Annotated in this window: 16 protein-coding genes; 8 read left to right on the forward strand and 8 right to left on the reverse strand. The window is 59.8% G+C overall.

Annotated features, from left to right (window positions below):
- Positions 1-10: 10 nt before the first annotated feature.
- The gene (locus ACA070_RS04375) at positions 11-2,116 is read right to left on the reverse strand and encodes a TonB-dependent siderophore receptor (RefSeq protein WP_497450170.1); all 2,106 of its coding nucleotides are present in this window, start codon (positions 2,114-2,116) and stop codon (positions 11-13) included.
- A gap of 86 nt (positions 2,117-2,202) precedes the next feature.
- Entirely contained in the window at positions 2,203-3,363 is a 1,161-nt protein-coding gene (gene algW / locus ACA070_RS04380; protein ID WP_497450171.1) for a Do family serine endopeptidase AlgW, read from the reverse strand.
- Positions 3,364-3,465: 102 nt separating this feature from the next.
- Here algW and ACA070_RS04385 point away from each other — a divergent pair, with 102 nt between their 5' ends.
- From ACA070_RS04385 to cysN, 3 genes are all read left to right on the forward strand, one after another.
- Positions 3,466-4,224 (forward strand): Nif3-like dinuclear metal center hexameric protein, encoded by a 759-nt coding sequence (locus tag ACA070_RS04385; protein WP_497450172.1) that lies wholly within the window; start codon positions 3,466-3,468, stop codon positions 4,222-4,224.
- Positions 4,225-4,474: 250 nt separating this feature from the next.
- A complete protein-coding gene (gene cysD, locus ACA070_RS04390) occupies positions 4,475-5,392 on the forward strand; it encodes a sulfate adenylyltransferase subunit CysD (RefSeq protein WP_090175435.1) in 918 nt (305 codons plus the stop codon).
- Positions 5,393-5,401: 9 nt separating this feature from the next.
- Complete coding sequence (gene cysN / locus ACA070_RS04395; RefSeq protein ID WP_497450173.1) at positions 5,402-7,300, forward strand: sulfate adenylyltransferase subunit CysN; 1,899 nt, start codon at positions 5,402-5,404, stop codon at positions 7,298-7,300.
- A 171-nt stretch (positions 7,301-7,471) separates the two neighbouring features.
- Here the strand turns inward: cysN and yihG are convergent, their stop codons facing one another.
- Genes yihG through ACA070_RS04410 form a run of 3 tightly spaced genes read right to left on the reverse strand, consistent with a single transcriptional unit; the run spans position 7,472 to position 10,876 of the window.
- A complete protein-coding gene (gene yihG / locus ACA070_RS04400; RefSeq protein ID WP_497450174.1) occupies positions 7,472-8,377 on the reverse strand; it encodes a 1-acylglycerol-3-phosphate O-acyltransferase, YihG family in 906 nt (301 codons plus the stop codon).
- Complete coding sequence (pta, locus tag ACA070_RS04405) at positions 8,378-10,477, reverse strand: phosphate acetyltransferase (RefSeq protein WP_497450175.1); 2,100 nt, start codon at positions 10,475-10,477, stop codon at positions 8,378-8,380.
- A 60-nt stretch (positions 10,478-10,537) separates the two neighbouring features.
- Positions 10,538-10,876, reverse strand: coding sequence for a DUF3565 domain-containing protein (locus tag ACA070_RS04410; protein ID WP_462025529.1), 339 nt, complete (start codon positions 10,874-10,876; stop codon positions 10,538-10,540).
- Here ACA070_RS04410 and ACA070_RS04415 point away from each other — a divergent pair.
- From ACA070_RS04415 to ACA070_RS04425, 3 genes are all read left to right on the forward strand, one after another.
- Entirely contained in the window at positions 10,845-11,330 is a 486-nt protein-coding gene (locus ACA070_RS04415; protein WP_497450176.1) for an FKBP-type peptidyl-prolyl cis-trans isomerase, read from the forward strand. The genes ACA070_RS04410 and ACA070_RS04415 overlap by 32 nt on opposite strands.
- Positions 11,331-11,453: 123 nt before the next feature.
- Entirely contained in the window at positions 11,454-11,936 is a 483-nt protein-coding gene (locus tag ACA070_RS04420) for a glutathione peroxidase (protein WP_497450177.1), read from the forward strand.
- Between the two features lie 157 nt (positions 11,937-12,093).
- Positions 12,094-13,197 carry an NADH:flavin oxidoreductase gene (locus tag ACA070_RS04425; protein ID WP_497450178.1) on the forward strand — a complete coding sequence of 368 codons (1,104 nt, stop codon included), beginning with the start codon at positions 12,094-12,096 and terminating at the stop codon, positions 13,195-13,197.
- 112 nt (positions 13,198-13,309) lie between these two features.
- On the opposite strand, the gene ACA070_RS04430 is transcribed toward ACA070_RS04425, so the two are convergent.
- Entirely contained in the window at positions 13,310-14,515 is a 1,206-nt protein-coding gene (locus ACA070_RS04430; RefSeq protein WP_497451910.1) for a glycosyltransferase family 4 protein, read from the reverse strand.
- A gap of 117 nt (positions 14,516-14,632) precedes the next feature.
- Between ACA070_RS04430 and ACA070_RS04435 the strand changes: the two genes are divergently transcribed.
- The gene (locus ACA070_RS04435) at positions 14,633-15,208 is read left to right on the forward strand and encodes a hypothetical protein (RefSeq protein ID WP_497450179.1); all 576 of its coding nucleotides are present in this window, start codon (positions 14,633-14,635) and stop codon (positions 15,206-15,208) included.
- A gap of 27 nt (positions 15,209-15,235) precedes the next feature.
- On the opposite strand, the gene cysZ is transcribed toward ACA070_RS04435, so the two are convergent.
- Positions 15,236-15,991 carry a sulfate transporter CysZ gene (gene cysZ, locus ACA070_RS04440; RefSeq protein WP_497450180.1) on the reverse strand — a complete coding sequence of 252 codons (756 nt, stop codon included), beginning with the start codon at positions 15,989-15,991 and terminating at the stop codon, positions 15,236-15,238.
- A 315-nt stretch (positions 15,992-16,306) separates the two neighbouring features.
- Between cysZ and trxB the strand changes: the two genes are divergently transcribed.
- Positions 16,307-17,269 carry a thioredoxin-disulfide reductase gene (trxB, locus tag ACA070_RS04445; protein ID WP_497450181.1) on the forward strand — a complete coding sequence of 321 codons (963 nt, stop codon included), beginning with the start codon at positions 16,307-16,309 and terminating at the stop codon, positions 17,267-17,269.
- A gap of 176 nt (positions 17,270-17,445) precedes the next feature.
- Here the strand turns inward: trxB and ACA070_RS04450 are convergent, their stop codons facing one another.
- Complete coding sequence (locus ACA070_RS04450) at positions 17,446-18,696, reverse strand: 2-aminoadipate transaminase (RefSeq protein WP_497450182.1); 1,251 nt, start codon at positions 18,694-18,696, stop codon at positions 17,446-17,448.
- Positions 18,697-18,784 lie beyond the last annotated feature (88 nt).

Below are 18,784 nucleotides of genomic sequence, written 5' to 3' on the forward strand. Positions count from 1 at the left end.
GAACTTCCTTTTACAGATTGAGTGTGAGGCTGACGGTGAAATTGCGCGGCTCGCCGGGGTTGACCCAGTAATTGCTGTATGAGCGCTCGTAGTATTTCTCGTCGAATAGGTTGTTCAGGTTCAGGCCGACGGTGACGTTTTCACTGGCCTTGTAATGCGCCAGCACGTCGACGGTGTGGTAGGCCGGCAACTCGAAATCGCTGCCGGATTCGCCCGAGCGATCGCCGACGTAAGTGAACGCCGCGCCGACGTCGGAACCGCGCAGATGGCCATTCTGAAATTCATAAACGCCCAGCAGACTGCCGCTGCGTTTGGCGACGCCCAAGATGCGACTGCCTGTGGGAATCACCTTGTCGCCCTCGGTGACCTCGGCATCGATATAGGCGAAGGCACCGATCACCCGTACGGCGTCGGTCACTTGCCCGGTGACTTGCAGGTCGAAACCCTGGCTGCGGGCCTTGCCCATGGCGCGGCTGGTGTCCGTGCCCGGGTCGAGTGCGAGCACGTTTTCCTTTTCGATATGAAAGGCGGCGAGGGTGGTACTCAAGCGGTCGTCGAGCAGCTCGCTCTTGATCCCCACTTCGTATCCGACGCCTTCTTCCGGGTTGAAGGATTTGCCGCGAGCATCCAGGCCATTGTTCGGTTTGAACGAGGTGGAGGCGTTGGCGAACAGCCCGACTTCGGGTGTGAGCTGATAGAGCAGGCCCGCCCGTTGGGTCAGCGCGTCGTGGCTCTGGCGGCTGGTAGCGCCGCGGCTGTGATCGTCGATGCGTTGCTCAAAGTGTTCAAAACGTGCACCGAGCATGCCGCGCAGTTTGTCGGTGAAGACGATCTGATCCTGCAGGTTCAACGCCTGGCTTTCGACGTGTTCAAAAAGGTCAGTGCCGGAGCGCGCGCCATTGGGTTTCGGTTGACCGTAGACTGGCTGATAAATATCGATGGCGTAGGGGCCGCCGGCGATGGTCGTGACCCGTTCGTTTTTGCGGAAGTTTTCGTACTCGGTGCCAATCAGCAGTTCGTGCTGCCAACTGCCGAGATCGAACAGACCGCGCAATTCGAGCTGGGTGATGCTGTCGTGCCAATTTGTATCGCGCTCGCGGTAGCGTCGGTTGAGGGTGTGGCCGTCGGCGTTCAGCGGGCGATTTTCGGAAGCGTAACCCCAGAGTTTGCCTTCCTTGTAATGGCTGGCCAGTCGCAGTTTCCAGCTGTCATTGAGATGGTGTTCGAGCGCGGCTTGCAGCAGGTTGTTGTGGTTGTCGATGTTGCCGTCATTGGGTTCGCCGAGGAAGGTTGATCGCGACACGCCGCTCCACGTGTTGTTCGGCGCGACGATGCCGCGATCGAACGTGGAGCTGTGACGGACGAATTCGCTCTCCACCAACAGGCTGGTGTCCGGGTCCAGTTGCCAACTGAAGGAGGGCGCGACGAACACTCGCTGGCTGTTTACGTGATCGCGAAAGCTGTGGTTGTCCTCGACGGCCAGGTTGATTCGAGACAGCACCTTGGCGTCGTCATCCAGTGGCGTGTTGACGTCCAGCGCGGTGCGATAACGGTCCCAACTGCCGGCGCTGGTTTGCAGGGTGGTGAAGGCTTCGGGCTGGGGTTTCTTGGTGACGATATTGACCGTGCCGCCCGGATCACCGCGTCCATAGAGACTGGCGGCAGGGCCTTTGAGCACTTCGATGCGCTCGATGTTGGCCACTTCCGGCGTACTCGGGTATCCACGGTTGGCGCTGAAGCCATCCTTGTAGAACTCCGACGTGGTGAAGCCGCGCACGCTGTATTCGTAAAGCGTCAGGCCGCCGAAGTTGTTCTGCTTCGAGACGCCACCGGCAAAATCCAGGGCCCGCTCGACGCTGGTGCTGCCCAGGTCGTTGAGCACGCTGACAGGAATGACGCTAATGGATTGCGGGATATCGCGAATGGCGGTGTCGGTTTTGGTCGCGCTCGAAGAACGCGTGGCGCGGTAACCCTTGACCGGGCCGGTAGGCGATTCGTAGTCGGAGGTGACGCTGATCGCATCCAGTTCGAGGGTGGCCGACTCTTCCGCGAAGACCGGATCCCCCAGCAGGCCAAGGGCAAGACTTGCCACGGAGGCCATTGTTCGAGACGACATGTTATGTTGTTCCAATATAGATATTGAAACAATATAACATGCCTATTGAGAATGTCTTCTATTAGCCCGAGAGCCTCGGGCCAGCGTCAGTCTTCTTCTTTCTCTTTAACCGGCGCCGGTGGCGGACGCAGGCCGATTTCAGCGGTGAGCTTCAGTTCTTTGCCGTTGCGCATCACCTGAATCGTGACCTTGTCGGTCGGTTTGATCCGCGCGACCTGGTTCATCGAACGACGACCATCGCCGGCCGGTTCGCCGTCGATGCTGAGAATCACGTCACCCAGTTGCAGGCCGGCCTTCTGCGCCGGACCGTCACGGAAAATCCCCGCGACCACAATGCCCGGGCGCCCCGACAGACCAAACGATTCCGCCAGTTCCTGGGTCAACGGCTGCACTTCAATACCCAGCCAACCGCGAATCACCTGGCCGTGTTCGATGATCGACTTCATCACTTCCATGGCCAGTTTGACCGGGATCGCAAAACCGATGCCTTGCGAGCCGCCGGATTTGGAGAAGATCGCCGTGTTGATGCCGGTCAGGTTGCCGTTGGCATCCACCAGTGCGCCGCCGGAGTTGCCGGGGTTGATCGCGGCGTCGGTCTGGATGAAGTCTTCGTAGTTGTTCAGGCCCAACTGGTTACGCCCGGTGGCGCTGATGATGCCCATGGTCACGGTCTGGCCGACGCCGAACGGGTTGCCGATGGCCAGGGCGACGTCACCGATGCGGATGTTGTCGGAGCGGCCGACGGTGATCGACGGCAGGTTTTTCAGATCGATCTTCAGGACCGCGAGGTCGGTTTCCGGGTCGCTGCCGATCACCCGGGCCAGGGTTTCACGGCCATCCTTGAGCGCGACCACAATCTGGTCGGCGCCGCTGGTGACGTGGTTGTTGGTCAGCAAATAGCCTTCCGGGCTCATGATCACGCCGGAACCTAGGCTCGACTCCATACGCTTTTGCTTGGGCGAGTTGTCGCCAAAGAAGCGGCGGAACTGCGGGTCTTCGAACAGCGGATGGTTCGGTTTGTTGATGACTTTGGTGGTGTACAAGTTCACCACCGACGGCGCGGCCGTGGTCACTGCGTCGGCATAGGACACCGGACCTTGTTGCGCGGTGGTGCTTTGCGGCGCTTGCTGCAGGTTGACGTCGAGACTCGGTAGCCCGACCCACTCCGGAAAACGCTGGATGATCAGTAAAGCGATAAGCACGCCGGCCAACAGCGGCCAGCCGGAAAAACGCAGCGCCTTGAGCATTAAGCACGTCCTGAAAGGTTGCAGGCGGTATGAGACCGCCCATAATGTCGCGCATTATACGAGGCGCAGCTCGCCTCTGAACGGGATATTTAGGAGTCTTTTATGGCCGTCGCCCTGAGCACACTGGTCGAAGAAGCCGACCGCTACCTTAACAGTGCCAAGATTGCCGATTACTGCCCCAACGGCTTGCAGGTCGAAGGCCGGCCGCAGGTGATGCGCATCGTCAGTGGCGTCACCGCCAGCCAGGCATTGCTGGACGCCGCCGTCGAAGCCCAGGCCGATCTGGTGCTGGTGCATCATGGCTATTTCTGGAAGGGCGAGAACCCGTGCATCACCGGCATGAAGCAGCGTCGGCTGAAAACCCTGCTCAAGCACGACATCAGTCTGCTGTCCTATCACTTGCCGCTGGATCTGCATCCGGACGTCGGCAACAACGTGCAGTTGGCGCGTCAGCTCGATATCACGGTTGAAGGCCCGCTGGATCCGGACAACCTCAAGGTTGTCGGCCTGGTCGGCTCGTTGAGCGAACCGATGACGCCCCGTGATTTCGCCCGTCGTGTGCAGGAAGTCATGGGCCGCGAGCCGCTGCTGATTGAAGGCAGCGAGATGATTCGCCGCGTTGGCTGGTGCACCGGTGGCGGCCAGGGTTACATCGACCAGGCGGTGCTGGCCGGTGTCGATCTGTACCTCAGCGGCGAGGCCTCCGAGCAGACCTTCCACAGCGCTCGGGAAAACGACATCAGCTTCATCGCCGCCGGCCACCACGCCACCGAGCGTTACGGTGTGCAGGCATTGGGTGATTACCTGGCCCGCCGGTTTGCCCTCGAGCACATCTTCATCGATTGCCCGAATCCGATCTGAAATCACCGCAAATCCACTGTGGGAGTGAGCCTGCTCGCGATGGCTGCGGCACATCCAACACTCATGTGTCTGACACACCGCTATCGCGAGCAGGCTCACTCCCACAGGACCGCGTACACCCGAACAGGCAGGTATATTCTTATACCCTTTCGATCTAGTCGGCGCCCTGATTAGAAGAGGTCGCTGTGCTAGGATTCCTCGCTCGAACACGGCCCGCTGGCCGTCCATAAGATCGTTTTCGTGAGTAGCCATGGTCGACAAACTGACGCATCTGAAACAGCTGGAGGCCGAAAGCATCCACATCATCCGCGAGGTCGCCGCCGAGTTCGATAACCCGGTGATGCTGTACTCCGTCGGTAAAGACTCCGCCGTGATGCTGCACCTTGCGCGCAAGGCATTCTTCCCCGGCAAACTGCCGTTCCCGGTGATGCACGTCGACACCCGGTGGAAGTTCAAGGAAATGTACGCGTTCCGCGACCGCATGGTCGAAGAGCTCGGCCTGGACCTGATCGTGCACGTGAACCCCGATGGCGTCGCGCAGGGCATCAACCCGCTGACCCACGGCAGTGCCAAGCACACCGACATCATGAAAACCGAAGGCTTGAAACAGGCCCTCGACAAATACGGTTTCGACGCCGCTTTCGGTGGCGCTCGCCGCGACGAAGAGAAATCCCGTGCCAAAGAGCGCGTGTATTCCTTCCGCGACACCAAGCACCGCTGGGACCCGAAAAACCAGCGTCCAGAGCTGTGGAACGTCTACAACGGCAACGTCAACAAGGGCGAATCCATTCGTGTGTTCCCATTGTCGAACTGGACCGAACTGGACATCTGGCAGTACATCTACCTCGAAGGCATCCCGATCGTGCCGCTGTATTTCGCCGCCGAGCGCGACGTCATCGAGATGAATGGCACCTGGATCATGATCGACGACGAACGCCTGCTCAATCACCTGAGCGATGAAGACAAGGCGCGCATCGTCAAGAAGAAGGTCCGCTTCCGTACGCTCGGCGACTACCCGCTGACCGGTGCGGTCGAGTCCGAGGCCACCAGCCTGACCGACATCATTCAGGAAATGCTCCTGACGCGAACTTCCGAACGCCAGGGCCGGGTCATCGACCACGATGGCGCAGGCTCGATGGAAGAAAAGAAACGTCAGGGTTATTTCTAAGGGGTTGTCATGTCGCACGCATCTGATTTGATCAGCGAGGACATCCTCGCCTACCTGGGCCAGCACGAACGCAAGGAAATGCTGCGCTTTCTGACCTGTGGCAACGTCGACGACGGCAAGAGCACCCTGATCGGGCGCCTGCTGCACGACTCCAAGATGATCTACGAAGATCACCTGGAAGCCATTACCCGCGACTCGAAAAAAGTCGGCACCACCGGCGAAGACATCGACCTGGCTTTGCTGGTCGACGGCCTGCAGGCCGAGCGTGAACAAGGCATCACCATCGATGTCGCGTACCGCTATTTCTCTACTGCCAAACGCAAATTCATCATCGCCGACACCCCTGGCCATGAGCAGTACACCCGCAACATGGCCACCGGTGCGTCCACCTGTGACCTGGCGATCATCCTGGTCGACGCCCGCTACGGCGTGCAGACCCAGACCCGTCGCCACAGCTTCATTGCCTCGTTGCTGGGCATCAAGCACATCGTTGTCGCCATCAACAAGATGGACCTCAACGGCTTCGACGAAACCGTCTTCGAGTCGATCAAGGCCGATTACCTGAAGTTCGCCGAAGGCATCGCCTTCAAGCCGACCACCATGGCCTTCGTGCCGATGTCGGCGCTGAAGGGCGACAACGTGGTGAACAAGTCCGAGCGCTCGCCGTGGTACACCGGCCAGTCGCTGATGGAAATCCTCGAGACCGTCGAGATCGCCAACGACCGCAACTACACCGACCTGCGTTTCCCGGTGCAGTACGTCAACCGTCCGAACCTGAACTTCCGTGGTTTCGCCGGCACCCTGGCCAGCGGCGTCGTGCACAAGGGCGATGAAGTCGTTGTGTTGCCGTCGGGCAAGAGCAGCCGTGTGAAATCCATCGTCACCTTCGAAGGTGAGCTGGAGCACGCCGGTCCAGGTCAAGCAGTGACGCTGACCATGGAAGACGAGATCGACATCTCTCGCGGCGACTTGCTGGTGCACGCCGACAACCTGCCGCAAGTGACTGACGCCTTCGACGCCATGCTGGTGTGGATGGCCGAAGAGCCGATGCTGCCGGGCAAGAAATACGATATCAAACGCGCCACGAGTTACGTGCCGGGTTCGATCACCAGCATCGTCAACCGCGTTGACGTGAACACCCTGGAAGAAGGTCCTGCCAGCGCGTTGCAGCTGAACGAGATCGGTCGGGTCAAGGTCAGCCTCGACGCCGCGATCGCGCTGGACGGTTACGCCAGTAACCGCACCACCGGTTCGTTCATCGTCATCGATCGTTTGACCAACGGCACCGTTGCCGCCGGCATGATCATCGCTCAGCCGTTGGCGCATGGCAGCAGCACGCACCACGGCAAACTCGCGCACGTTGCCACCGAAGAACGCGCTCAGCGTTTCGGCCAGCAGCCGGCCACCGTGTTGTTCAGCGGCTTGTCGGGCGCGGGCAAAAGCACCCTGGCCTATGCGGTTGAACGCAAGCTGTTCGACATGGGCCGTGCGGTGTTTGTACTCGATGGCCAGAACCTGCGTCACGACCTGAATAAAGGTCTGCCACAGGATCGCGCCGGGCGTACCGAGAACTGGCGTCGTGCGGCGCACGTTGCGCGTCAGTTCAACGAAGCCGGTCTGGTAACCCTGGCGGCGTTTGTTGCGCCGAGTGCTGAAGGGCGTGAGCAGGCCAGGGAACTGATCGGCAAGGAGCGTCTGCTGACGGTCTACGTCCAGGCCTCGCCGACGGTCTGTGCCGAGCGTGATCCACAAGGCCTGTACGCGGCGGCCGGGGATAACATCCCGGGCGACTCCTTCCCGTACGACGTGCCGCTGGACGCCGACCTCGTGGTCGACACCCAGTCGCTGTCGCTGGAAGAAAGCGTCAAGCAAGTGCTGGATCTGCTGCGTACGCGTGGCGCGATCTAAGCGATAGCCGCTCCAATAAAAAACCCGCCGATGAGTGATCATCGGCGGGTTTTTTTTGTGGATCAACTCGGTCAACTGTGGGAGCTAGCCTGCTAGCGATTGCGGTGGTTCAGGCAATAAATCTGCTGAATGTGAACCCGCTATCGCCAGCAGGCTGGCTCCCACAGTAGGTCAGTGTTTATCGGGGTATTCCCGATGCATCTGCGCAAGCAACGCATCCTTGTCTTCCCACAGCTGATTGATCCAGCCCTGAAACTGCAATCGATACTCCCCGTCCTGGTCGTAGTTCTTGCCAATAAACTGCGGCGGAATCTTCAGTTCCTGAAAATGCACCACCACGTCCGCAACGTTCCCGCACAGCAGATCCCAATACCCAGGACGCCCGGCCGGGTAGTGAATGGTCACGTTCACAATGGACTCAAGCTGCTCACCCATCGCATCCAGCACAAACGCAATGCCGCCGGCCTTGGGCTTGAGCAGGTACTTGAACGGTGATTTCTGCTGCGCATGCTTGCCTTCAGTGAAGCGCGTGCCTTCGACAAAATTGAAAATCCCCACCGAGTTATTGCGGAACTTGTCGCACGTCTTGCGGGTGGTTTCCAGGTCCTTGCCTTTCTTCTCGGGGTGCTTTTCCAGGTAGGCCTTGGAGTAGCGCTTCATGAACGGAAAGCCGAGCGCCCACCAGGCCAGGCCAATCACCGGCACCCAGATCAGTTCCTGTTTGAGGAAGAACTTCAGCGGCTGGATGCGTCGGTTGAGCACGTACTGCAACACCATGATGTCGACCCAGCTCTGGTGGTTGCTGGTGATCAGGTACGAGTGTTGATAATCCAGCCCTTGCAAGCCGCTGAGGTGCCAGCGGGTGCGGCAGACCAGGTTCATCCAGGCCTTGTTGTTGCTGATCCAGGCTTCATGGGTATGGCTCATCAACCAAAGCGTGAAACGCTGGGCGAGGGCGAAGGGCAACACTTTGAAAATCGCCACGCAGAACAGGAACGAGCACAGCAGAATGGTATTCAGCGCCAATAGCAGCGAGGCGATTACGCCGCGCACGGGTGCAGGTAGAAAAGCCAGCATTTAAAGATCCATAGGTCGGTTGGCAGCTTGAATCGCGGTCAATGCGATGGTGTAAACGATGTCATCGACTTGCGCGCCGCGCGGCAGGTCGTTCACCGGTTTGCGCAGGCCTTGCAACATCGGCCCGAGGCTGACGCAATCGGCACTGCGCTGCACGGCTTTGTGGGTGGTGTTGCCGGTGTTCAGGTCGGGGAACACGAACACCGTGGCACGACCGGCGACCAGGCTGTTCGGTGCCAGTTGCCTGGCCACGGTTTCGTTGGCGGCGGCATCGTACTGCAACGGGCCGTCGATCAGCAGCGAGTTCTGTTGTTCGTGGGCGAGCAACGTGGCTTCACGAACCTTCTCGACTTCTTCGCCGCTGGCCGATTCTCCGCTGGAGTAACTGATCATCGCCACGCGCGGGATGATGCCAAACGCGGCAGCCGAGTCAGCGCTTTGCAGGGCGATCTCGGCCAGTTCGCTGGCGCTCGGGTGCGGGTTCATCACGCAGTCGCCGTAGACCAGCACTTCTTCCGGAAACAGCATGAAAAACACCGACGACACCAGCGTGCAGCCCGGTGCGGTTTTAATCAGCTGCAAGGCCGGGCGGATGGTGTTGGCGGTGGAGTGGATGACCCCGGACACGAGGCCGTCGACCTCATCCAGCGCCAGCATCATGGTGCCGATCACCACGGTGTCTTCCAGTTGCTGCTCGGCCATCGGTGCGTTGAGGCTTTTGCTTTTACGCAGCGCAACCATCGGTTCGACGTAGCGCTCGCGAATCAGGTCCGGATCGAGAATCTCCAGCCCCGGCGGCAACTCGATACCTTGCGCGCGGGCCACGGCTTCGACGTCTTCCGGTTTCGCCAGCAACACGCAACGGGCGATGCCGCGCGCCTGACAGATCGCTGCCGCTTGCACGGTCAGCGGCTCGCTGCCTTCGGGCAGAACGATGCGCTTGTTGGCGGCCTGGGCGCGCTGGATCAATTGATAGCGGAACACCGCTGGCGACAGGCGCATCTCACGCGGGGTGCCGCAGCGCTGGTGCAGCCAGTCGGCATCCAGATGACTGGCGACGAAGTCGGTGATGATCTCCGCACGCTCGCGGTCATCGATCGGGATTTCCTTGTTCAAGCCGTTCAGCTGGTTGGCGGTGTCGTAGGAACCGGTGCTCACCGACAACACCGGCAGGCCCGCCTGCAACGCGCCACGGCACAGGTCCATGATGCGCGGGTCGGGCAAGGTGTCGCTGGTCAGCAACAGGCCGGCCAGCGGCACGCCGTTCATGGCAGCGAGGCTGACGGCGAGGATGATGTCGTCACGATCGCCGGGTGTCACCACCAGCACGCCGGGCTTGAGCAGCTCCACGGTGTTGCGCATGGTGCGGGCGCAGATGATGATTTTGGTCATGCGCCGGGTTTCGTAATCGCCGGCATTGAGGATTTGCGCGCCCATCAGATCAGCGACGTCGCGGGTGCGCGGTGCGTTCAATTCAGGCTGGAACGGGATGCAGCCGAGCAAGCGGAAATCACCGCTGCGCAGCAACGGCGAGTGCTCTTTCAGGCGTGAGGCGAAGGCTTCCATGCTTTCTTCGGTCTTGACCTTGTTGAGGATCACGCCGAGGACTTTTGGGTCTTTCGGGCCGCCAAACAATTGCGCCTGTAATTCCACCCGGCCCGACAGTTCGGTCAGCACTTCGTTTTCCGGCGCCGAGACCAGGATCACTTCGGCATCGAGGCTCTTGGCCAGATGCAGATTGACCCGGGCGGCGTAACTGGCGCTGCGGGTCGGGACCATGCCTTCGACAATCAGCACGTCCTTGCCGACGGCGGCTTGCTGATAAAGGGTGATGATTTCTTCGAGCAGCTCATCCAGCTGACCATCGCCGAGCATGCGCTCGACGTGCGCCAGGCCCAGTGGCTGAGGCGGTTTCAAGCCGTGAGTGCGCGCCACCAGTTCCGTGGAGCGTTCCGGGCCTGTATCACCCGGATGCGGCTGGGCTATCGGCTTGAAGAAGCCGACTTTGAGGCCGGCTCGCTCAAGGGTGCGCACCAGCCCGAGGCTGATGGAGGTCAGACCCACACCAAAATCGGTGGGCGCGATAAAAAAAGTTTGCATGCGGATTCTCTAAGGGAGCATGGCAATGGTGAAGACCTATGACTGGCCGTCTACCGAAATTCAGTCGCCAAGGTTATCGCTAACCGAGCCTTGTGCGCACCAACCGCAATCAAAGGGCTGGCCTATTTTTTCAATACGTTGCGCAGGGTCCAGGACCCAGGCGCGCGATTGCCACGGTGGCTGGTGACGCAGGTGCTGGGTGTGGCCGCAGGAAAGCTCGGCCACCCAATGCCCGTCCTCATCCTGATGGAAACCGGTGACCGTCGAGCCTTTCGTCGCGATCCGTCTGTCCGGGTTGTGTTCGCTTTCAGACGATTGCTTCGCTAAACTTGGCCTTTCTTCATTCTTATGCAAAAGGTCTCGCCCCATGCTGATCGCCGCCAATAAGGCTGTCTCCATCGACTATACCCTGACCAACGACGCTGGTGAGGTCATCGACAGTTCCGCCGGCGGCGCGCCGCTGGTCTACCTGCAAGGCGCAGGTAACATCATCCCGGGTCTGGAAAAGGCACTGGAAGGCAAAACCGTCGGCGACGAGCTGACCGTAGCCGTTGAACCTGAAGATGCTTACGGCGAATACGCTGCCGAACTGGTCAGCACCCTGAGCCGCAGCATGTTCGAAGGCGTCGACGAACTGGAAGTGGGCATGCAGTTCCACGCTTCCGCACCGGACGGCCAGATGCAGATCGTCACCATCCGCGATCTGGACGGCGACGATGTCACCGTCGACGGCAACCACCCGTTGGCCGGTCAGCGCCTGAATTTCCAGGTCAAGATCATCGACATCCGTGACGCCAGCCAGGAAGAAGTCGCTCATGGTCACGTCCATGGCGAAGGTGGCCATCACCACTGATTTTCTGCGCTAAGCTCAGAGAACTGGAGAGGCGCCCGCGGGGCGCCTTTTTAGTCCGCGGCTGTCCCTGGCGACATCGCCAAGTGGCTGTTTCGAGTAGAACACGGGAATCTGGAGTTCGTCATGAGTGCTTTTCACGACCTTAAATTGACAGCCCTGGATGGTCAGGAGCTACCGCTGGCACCCCTCAAGGGGCACGTCGTGCTTGTGGTCAACGTCGCCTCCAAATGTGGCTTGACCCCACAGTACGCGGCGCTGGAAAACCTCTACCAGCAATACAAGGAAAAAGGCTTCAGCGTGCTGGGCTTGCCGTGCAACCAGTTTGCCGGGCAGGAACCGGGCACCGAGCAAGAGATCCAGGATTTCTGCAGCCTGAACTATGGCGTGACCTTTCCGTTGTCCAGCAAGCTGGAAGTCAACGGTCACGATCGTCATCAGCTGTACCGTCTGCTGGCGGGCGAGGGCGCGGAGTTTCCGGGGGACATTACCTGGAATTTCGAGAAATTCCTGCTGGGCAAAGACGGGCGTGTGCTGGCGCGGTTTTCGCCGCGTACGGCGCCGGATGATCCGACGGTCATCCATGCAATTGAAAAAGCGTTGAGCTGAACCCCAAAAAATCGCAGCCACCGAGCTGCGATTTTTTATGCTTGCCTTTTGACCCTTAATCACCCAGATCAATAGTGCTGTGCATCGTCTTCGACTGCGCATATTATCGCCGTCATAAAATTTGTGTCCCGTCGATATCGTTTTCGTGGAGCGTCCCATGCCAGTCAAAGCCCTGTTCAAACCGTTCCACCTCGGCACCCTCGAACTGCCGACACGCGTCGTCATGGCGCCGATGACCCGCTCGTTTTCGCCGGGTGGCGTTCCGAATTCCAAAGTGATCGAGTACTACCGTCGCCGTGCCGCTGCGGGCGTCGGCCTGATCATCACCGAAGGCACCACCGTCGGGCACAAGGCCTCCAATGGCTACCCGAACGTGCCGCATTTCTACGGTGATGCAGCGCTGGCTGGCTGGAAGAAAGTGGTCGACGCGGTCCACGCCGAGGGCGGCAAGATCGTCCCTCAGCTGTGGCATGTGGGCAGCGTGCGCCGCATCGGCACCGAGCCGGATGCCAGCGTGCCGGGTTACGGTCCGTCGGAGAAACTGAAGGATGGTCAGGTCGTGGTTCACGGCATGACTAAACAAGACATCCAGGACGTCATCGCCGCATTCGCGCAAGCCGCCAAAGATGCCCAAAGCATCGGCATGGACGGCGTGGAAATCCACGGTGCCCACGGCTATCTCGTGGACCAGTTTTTCTGGGAAGGTAGCAACCAGCGCACCGACGAGTACGGTGGCGACCTGGCCAAACGTTCGCGTTTCGCCATCGAGTTGATTCAGGCCGTGCGTGCAGCGGTCGGCGAGGGCTTCCCGATCATCTTCCGTTTCTCGCAGTGGAAGCAGCAGGATTACACCGCGCGCCTGGTACAAACCCCCGAGGCGCTGGGTGAATTCCTCAAGCCGCTGTCCGACGCAGGCGTGGACATTTTCCACTGTTCGACGCGGCGTTTCTGGGAGCCGGAGTTCGACGGCTCTGAGCTCAACCTGGCCGGATGGGCCCGCAAGCTCACTGGCAAGCCGACCATCACTGTGGGCAGCGTTGGCCTGGACGGCGAGTTCCTGCAGTTCATGGTCAACACCGACAAGATCGCACAGCCGGCCAGTCTGGAAAAACTGCTGGAGCGGTTGAACAACGATGAGTTTGATCTGGTGGCGGTAGGGCGTGCGCTGCTGGTCGATCCGGACTGGGCGCAGAAAGTGCGCGATGGTCGTGAGGAAGACATCCTTCCGTTCAGCCGAGAGGCGTTGATGACCTTGGTTTAAGCGGCGACTGGCAAGGCCTCATCGCCAAGCAGGCTGGCTCCCACAGGGGTTCTGCGGTGTACACGGAACCTGTGGGAGCCAGCCTGCTGGCGATGACTGACTTAATGTCACCTTAGGCTCGGGGCAAGGTTGGTGCATTCGGCACCACCTGCTCCCCCACACAAGCCCCCCGCAACTGCCCCTCAAACTGCTCGATAATCGCCGCCCAGCCCTGCCGACTCGCATGCTGGCGCGCATTGAGCCGCACGCAGCGCAAGGTTTCGCGTTCTTCCAGCAACCACGTCGCAGCATCACAGAACGCCTCTTCATCCCCCGGCATCGCCAACACGCCGTTGTAGCCATGGCGAATGTGCTGAGCCGCTGCTGCCTGATCGTACGCCACCACGCCCAAACCAGAAGCCAAAGCCTCAAGCACGACGTTGCCAAACGTTTCGGTCAAGCTCGGAAACAGAAACACATCCGCCGACGCATAGTGGCTGGCCAAAACCTCGCCGCGTTGTGAGCCACAGAAAATCGCTTCGGGAAGTGCCTGCTCCAAGGCGCCTCGCTGCGGACCGTCGCCGACCACAATCAGCTTCAAGTTGCGCTGGGGATAAGTGGTTTTCAGCGCGTCGAAGCAACGCTTGAGCAAGCCAAGGTTTTTCTCCTGCGCCAGACGTCCTACATGGATGACCGCGATGTCCTTCTCGCCCAAGCCCCACTGTTCGCGTAGGGATTGCAGGCGTTTGACCGGATGAAACAATTGGCTGTCGACCCCTCGGGACAACAGCGCCAGACGTTCGAAATGACGCCGCTCCAGTTCCAGTCGCTGGCTGATGCTGGGCACCAGCGTCAACGTAGAGCGATTGTGAAACCAGCGCAGGTAATGAGTCAGCAAGCGCGACAGCAATCCGAGCCCGTACTGACTGGAATACTGTTGGAAATTAGTGTGGAAGCCGCTGACCACCGAAATCCCCAAACGCCGCGCCGCGCGTAATGCCGACAACCCCAGCGGGCCTTCCGTGGCGATGTAGAGCACATCCGGGCGATTGCGCTTCCAGCGCCGCAGCAGCTTGTGCATCGACGACTGACCCCATTGCAAACCGGGATACCCCGGCAGCGGCCAACCACGACACAGCAACAACTCATCGTTGCTGCCCAACTGCTGATCGCAGCCCTGACGTGGCCGCACGAGTTCGACCTGATGCCCGCGCGCGCGCAAACCATCGCACAAGCGGCCGAGGGTATTGGCCACGCCGTTGATTTCGGGAGGGAAGGTTTCGGTGATCAGGGTGATATGCAGAGCTGTCGTCATGACCACAGTGTCGGCTGAGGCTATGTCGTCATTGTGACGGCGGGATGATGGATTTGTGACGCTGACTTTGGCTCGATGGGCTCAACTTTCTGGCCGGCAGGTCGTTAGCCTTGGCTGTACACATTAATCAGGGAGGCCACCGTGTCCGAAAATATTTATGCCCCGCCGTTGGCACAATTGGAGCTTGTCGCTGAGCAGCCTTACGCGTTTTATGTCGTATCGCCACGAAAACTCATGACGTTGGCCACGCTTACCTTTGGCCTGTATTTCTACTACTGGTCGTACAAAAACTGGAGTCTGTACAAACAAGCCACACAGGCTGATATCTGGCCGTGGGCACGCGGCTTGTTGTGCATTTTTTTCATTCACCAGTTGTACCGCCGAGCTAACGAAAAAATCCTTGGCAGCGGTCGTACTTTTAACTGGGACTTCGAGCAGTGGGCGACCGTCTTCGTCGTACTGACGGTCGGTGCCAACCTGCTCGATGCGGTGGCAAGGCGTGTCGAAGGCTTTGCATTTTTGGGCGGTTGGCTGCTGTTGATGATCCCGCTGAGGGCCTTTGTGGTGTGCAAAAGCCAACCGATGATCAACTTCGCGGCCAATGATCCAGAGGGGCTGAGCAATTCACGCTTCACCGCTTTGAACTTCTTGCTCATGGTTCCGGGGGTGGTGCTTTGGGCGATGACACTTTTCGGCATGTGGATTATTTACCGTTAAGGTCACCGCAGCGGTGGAGGACGCCTTTCAGCGCTTCTCCAACGCGAAGGCCTCGGCCCCACGCTCACGCACCCAGAACAACGTCGCCCCGGCTACGGCGGCTGGCATCATCAGAATGTTGACCACCGGAATCAGCAGCACCAGGTAAACGATCCCGCCGAAACTCATGCTCTGCCAGCGCTTCTCGCGCAGCCAGGCGAGCATTTCGTTCCAGCCGAGTTTGTGGTTGTCCGCCGGGTAGTCGATGTACTGGATTGCCATCATCCACACGCCGAACAGCAGCCACAGCGGCGCAGCAATGATGTTCACCACGGGGATGAACGAGAGAATGAACAACCCGATCGCCCGCGGCAGGAAGTAGCCGAGCTTGCGCATTTCCCGAGACAAGGTGCGGGGGATCATGGCGATCAGCTCGCCCCAGCTGAACGCCGGGAAGTCATCGGTGCCGCGCACAACCACTTCGACCTTCTCCGCCAGGAAGCCGTTGAACGGCGCGGCGATGACGTTGGCGAGCATGGTGAAGGTGAAAAACACCATGAGCACCACCAGCACGACAAAGATCGGCCAGAGGACGTAACTGAGAAAACTCAGCCAGTCGGGCAGCGATGGCATCAGCGTATCGACCCACAGGCTGAATTGATGGCTGGCCAGGTAGATCAATCCGACGAACAGCACGAGGTTGATCACCAAGGGCAACAACACGAACAAACGCAGGCTGGGGCTCAAGACCAGCTTGAGGCCTTCGCGCAGGTATTGCGGGCCGGACAGAACGGGGGCGGGCATAACGTGCTCCGAGCAGAGGGAAAACGCGCCGACCTTACCGGCTTTGCCTGACAGGCGAAAGCGCGGTCGAAGCATCGACATCAACTGTAACAAAGGCGTCTCTATATTCAGCGTGACGGGATAGAGACCACCTATGAGCTGGATTGTTAAACCGTATTTCCTTAATCTTCGCCCCCTCGATACGCTGCACCCAATCTTTTTACAGGACTGTCGAGTTCAAGCCTTCCCCAAGTGCTTTCAACGGTCCTTTTTTATTCCCGCCGGCAACCCGGCGTTCCGCGCCAGGTGTTCCGGGCCGGTCAACAGGAGCAGGTCATGTCTGAAGTCCGTCATTCGCGAGTGATTATTCTCGGTTCCGGCCCTGCCGGTTACAGCGCCGCGGTCTATGCCGCCCGTGCCAACCTCAAGCCGCTGCTGATCACCGGCATGCAGGCCGGTGGTCAACTGACCACCACAACCGAAGTCGACAACTGGCCGGGCGACGTCCACGGCCTGACCGGCCCGGCGCTGATGGAACGCATGAAAGAGCACGCCGAGCGCTTTGAAACCGAGATCGTTTTCGATCACATCAATGCCGTGGACTTCGCTGCCAAGCCGTACACCCTGATCGGCGACAGCGCGACTTACACCTGCGACGCCCTGATCATCGCCACCGGCGCCAGCGCGCGTTACCTCGGTCTGCCTTCGGAAGAAGCGTTCATGGGCAAAGGCGTTTCGGCCTGCGCAACCTGCGACGGTTTCTTCTATCGCAACAAGCCAGTGGCCGTGGTGGGTGGCGGCAACACCGCTGTCGAAGAAGCCCTGTACCTGGCCAACATCGCCAGCACTGTGACCCTTATCCACCGTCGCGAAACCTTCCGCGCCGAGAAGATCCTGATCGACAAGCTGAATGCCCGGGTTGCCGAAGGCAAGATCATCCTGAAGCTGAACTCGAACCTGGACGAAGTCCTGGGTGACAAGATGGGCGTGACCGGTGCCCGCCTGAAGAACAACGACGGCAGTTTCGACGAGCTGACAGTCGACGGCGTGTTCGTCGCCATCGGCCACACTCCGAACACGTCGTTATTCGAAGGCCAGCTGACATTGAAAGACGGCTACCTGGTTGTGCAGGGCGGCCGTGACGGCAACGCAACGGCCACCAGCGTTGAAGGCATCTTTGCGGCCGGTGACGTGGCTGACCACGTTTACCGTCAGGCCATCACCTCGGCCGGCGCCGGTTGCATGGCGGCACTGGATGCCGAGCGTTACCTCGACGACCTGCAGAACGCCAAATTCTGAAATCGTTGAAATGAAAAAACCGGCTTCGGCCGGTTTTTTTGTGCCCACAGAAAGTGCGGTCAACACAAACCCTTGTGGGAGCTAGCCTGCTAGCGATGGTGTGTCAGTCACATCGATGTAGCTGACACACCATCGCTAGCAGGCTAGCTCCCACAGGGACTGCAGGGACTTTATATTCAGATCAGTTTCTTCAGGCACGCCTCAAGAATGTCCAGGCCTTCCTCCAACACGGCAGACTCGGTGGTCAACGGTGCCAGCAGCCGAATGATGTGGCGCGATTTGCCGCTGGGCATCAGCAACAAGCCCGCGTCTCGCGCCAGGCTCAGCAGCTGCGTCAACTGTGCGGATGCCGGCGAGCCGTCGTCGTTGATCAGTTCGATACCGCGCATCGCACCGACGCCGGTCAAGCGGCCCAGGTACGGCGACAGTTTGCTGTCGCGCCAGGATTTGTAGCGGCTGACAATCGCTTCTTCCTGTTGCGCGCCCCAGGCTTGCAGGTTCGCGTCAGTCATTTCGTCCAGGGTCGCCAACGCGGCGGCGCAGGCGATGGGGTTACCCGAGTAAGTGCCACCCAGCCCACCCTTGGGCAACGTGTCGAGCAACGACTTGCGCCCGACCACCGCGCCCAGCGGCACGCCACCGGCAATGCTTTTGCCCAGCAGGATCAGGTCCGGTTCAATGCCCAGCCGCGAAAACGCAAAACGCTGGCCGGTGCGACCGAAGCCGGACTGGATTTCATCGGCAATCAACAGAATGTTTTTTTCATCACAGAACCGTCGCAGCGCTTGAGCGAACTCCACGTCCATCGCCAGGAATCCCGCTTCGCCTTGCACCGGTTCGACGATAAAGCAGGCCACATCTTCAACGTCGATCTCGACACTGAACAGACGATCCATGGTCTTCAAGGCTTCGGCGCAAGTCACGCCGTTGTCCTTGCTCGGGTACGGCAAATGAAACACCGGCCCCGGCAGCACGCCGACTTTCTGTTTGTAAGGCGCGACTTTGCCATTGAGGTTGAGTGTGGCCAAAGTACGGCCGTGGAACGCGCCGTCGAAAGCGATGACCGCGGTGCGACCGGTGGCGCCACGCACGATCTTCAGGGCGTTTTCCGCTGCTTCCGCGCCGCTGTTGGTGAGCATGCCGCTGACCGGGTAGTCCACCGGCATGAAGGCGGTCAGACGATCCATCAGTTCGAGGTAGGGCACATGTGGGGCGGCGTTGAACGCGTAGTGAGTCAGACGGGTGGCTTGTTCGCGAATGGCTTCGACGATCTGCGGATGGCAATGGCCGAGGTTCAGCACGCCGATGCCGCCGACAAAGTCGATATAGCGTTTGCCAGCGGTGTCCCAGACCTCGGCATTTTTGCCATGGCTGAGTGTGACGGGGTGCACGATGTTGATCGACCGGCTGATGGATTCGCTGCTCATGGATGACCGACTCTGAAGAAGGGATGCTTCTTTTTATCTAAGCCGTGAGCGGTGGTTTCGGGCAAACGAAATAAAGTGGCCGGGTCAA

The sequence above is a fragment of the Pseudomonas sp. LBUM1678 genome, assembly GCF_059695575.1.

What these genes read in the sequence shown, in the direction of transcription:
- ACA070_RS04375 (WP_497450170.1), bottom strand. Translation starts at nt 2,116, where the DNA reads ATGTCGTCTCGAACAATGGCCTCCGTGGCAAGTCTTGCCCTTGGCCTG.
- algW (WP_497450171.1), bottom strand. Translation starts at nt 3,363, where the DNA reads ATGCTCAAGGCGCTGCGTTTTTCCGGCTGGCCGCTGTTGGCCGGCGTG.
- ACA070_RS04385 (WP_497450172.1), top strand. Translation starts at nt 3,466, where the DNA reads ATGGCCGTCGCCCTGAGCACACTGGTCGAAGAAGCCGACCGCTACCTT.
- cysD (WP_090175435.1), top strand. Translation starts at nt 4,475, where the DNA reads ATGGTCGACAAACTGACGCATCTGAAACAGCTGGAGGCCGAAAGCATC.
- cysN (WP_497450173.1), top strand. Translation starts at nt 5,402, where the DNA reads ATGTCGCACGCATCTGATTTGATCAGCGAGGACATCCTCGCCTACCTG.
- yihG (WP_497450174.1), bottom strand. Translation starts at nt 8,377, where the DNA reads ATGCTGGCTTTTCTACCTGCACCCGTGCGCGGCGTAATCGCCTCGCTG.
- pta (WP_497450175.1), bottom strand. Translation starts at nt 10,477, where the DNA reads ATGCAAACTTTTTTTATCGCGCCCACCGATTTTGGTGTGGGTCTGACC.
- ACA070_RS04415 (WP_497450176.1), top strand. Translation starts at nt 10,845, where the DNA reads ATGCTGATCGCCGCCAATAAGGCTGTCTCCATCGACTATACCCTGACC.
- ACA070_RS04410 (WP_462025529.1), bottom strand. Translation starts at nt 10,876, where the DNA reads ATGGAGACAGCCTTATTGGCGGCGATCAGCATGGGGCGAGACCTTTTG.
- ACA070_RS04420 (WP_497450177.1), top strand. Translation starts at nt 11,454, where the DNA reads ATGAGTGCTTTTCACGACCTTAAATTGACAGCCCTGGATGGTCAGGAG.
- ACA070_RS04425 (WP_497450178.1), top strand. Translation starts at nt 12,094, where the DNA reads ATGCCAGTCAAAGCCCTGTTCAAACCGTTCCACCTCGGCACCCTCGAA.
- cysZ (WP_497450180.1), bottom strand. Translation starts at nt 15,991, where the DNA reads ATGCCCGCCCCCGTTCTGTCCGGCCCGCAATACCTGCGCGAAGGCCTC.
- trxB (WP_497450181.1), top strand. Translation starts at nt 16,307, where the DNA reads ATGTCTGAAGTCCGTCATTCGCGAGTGATTATTCTCGGTTCCGGCCCT.
- ACA070_RS04450 (WP_497450182.1), bottom strand. Translation starts at nt 18,696, where the DNA reads ATGAGCAGCGAATCCATCAGCCGGTCGATCAACATCGTGCACCCCGTC.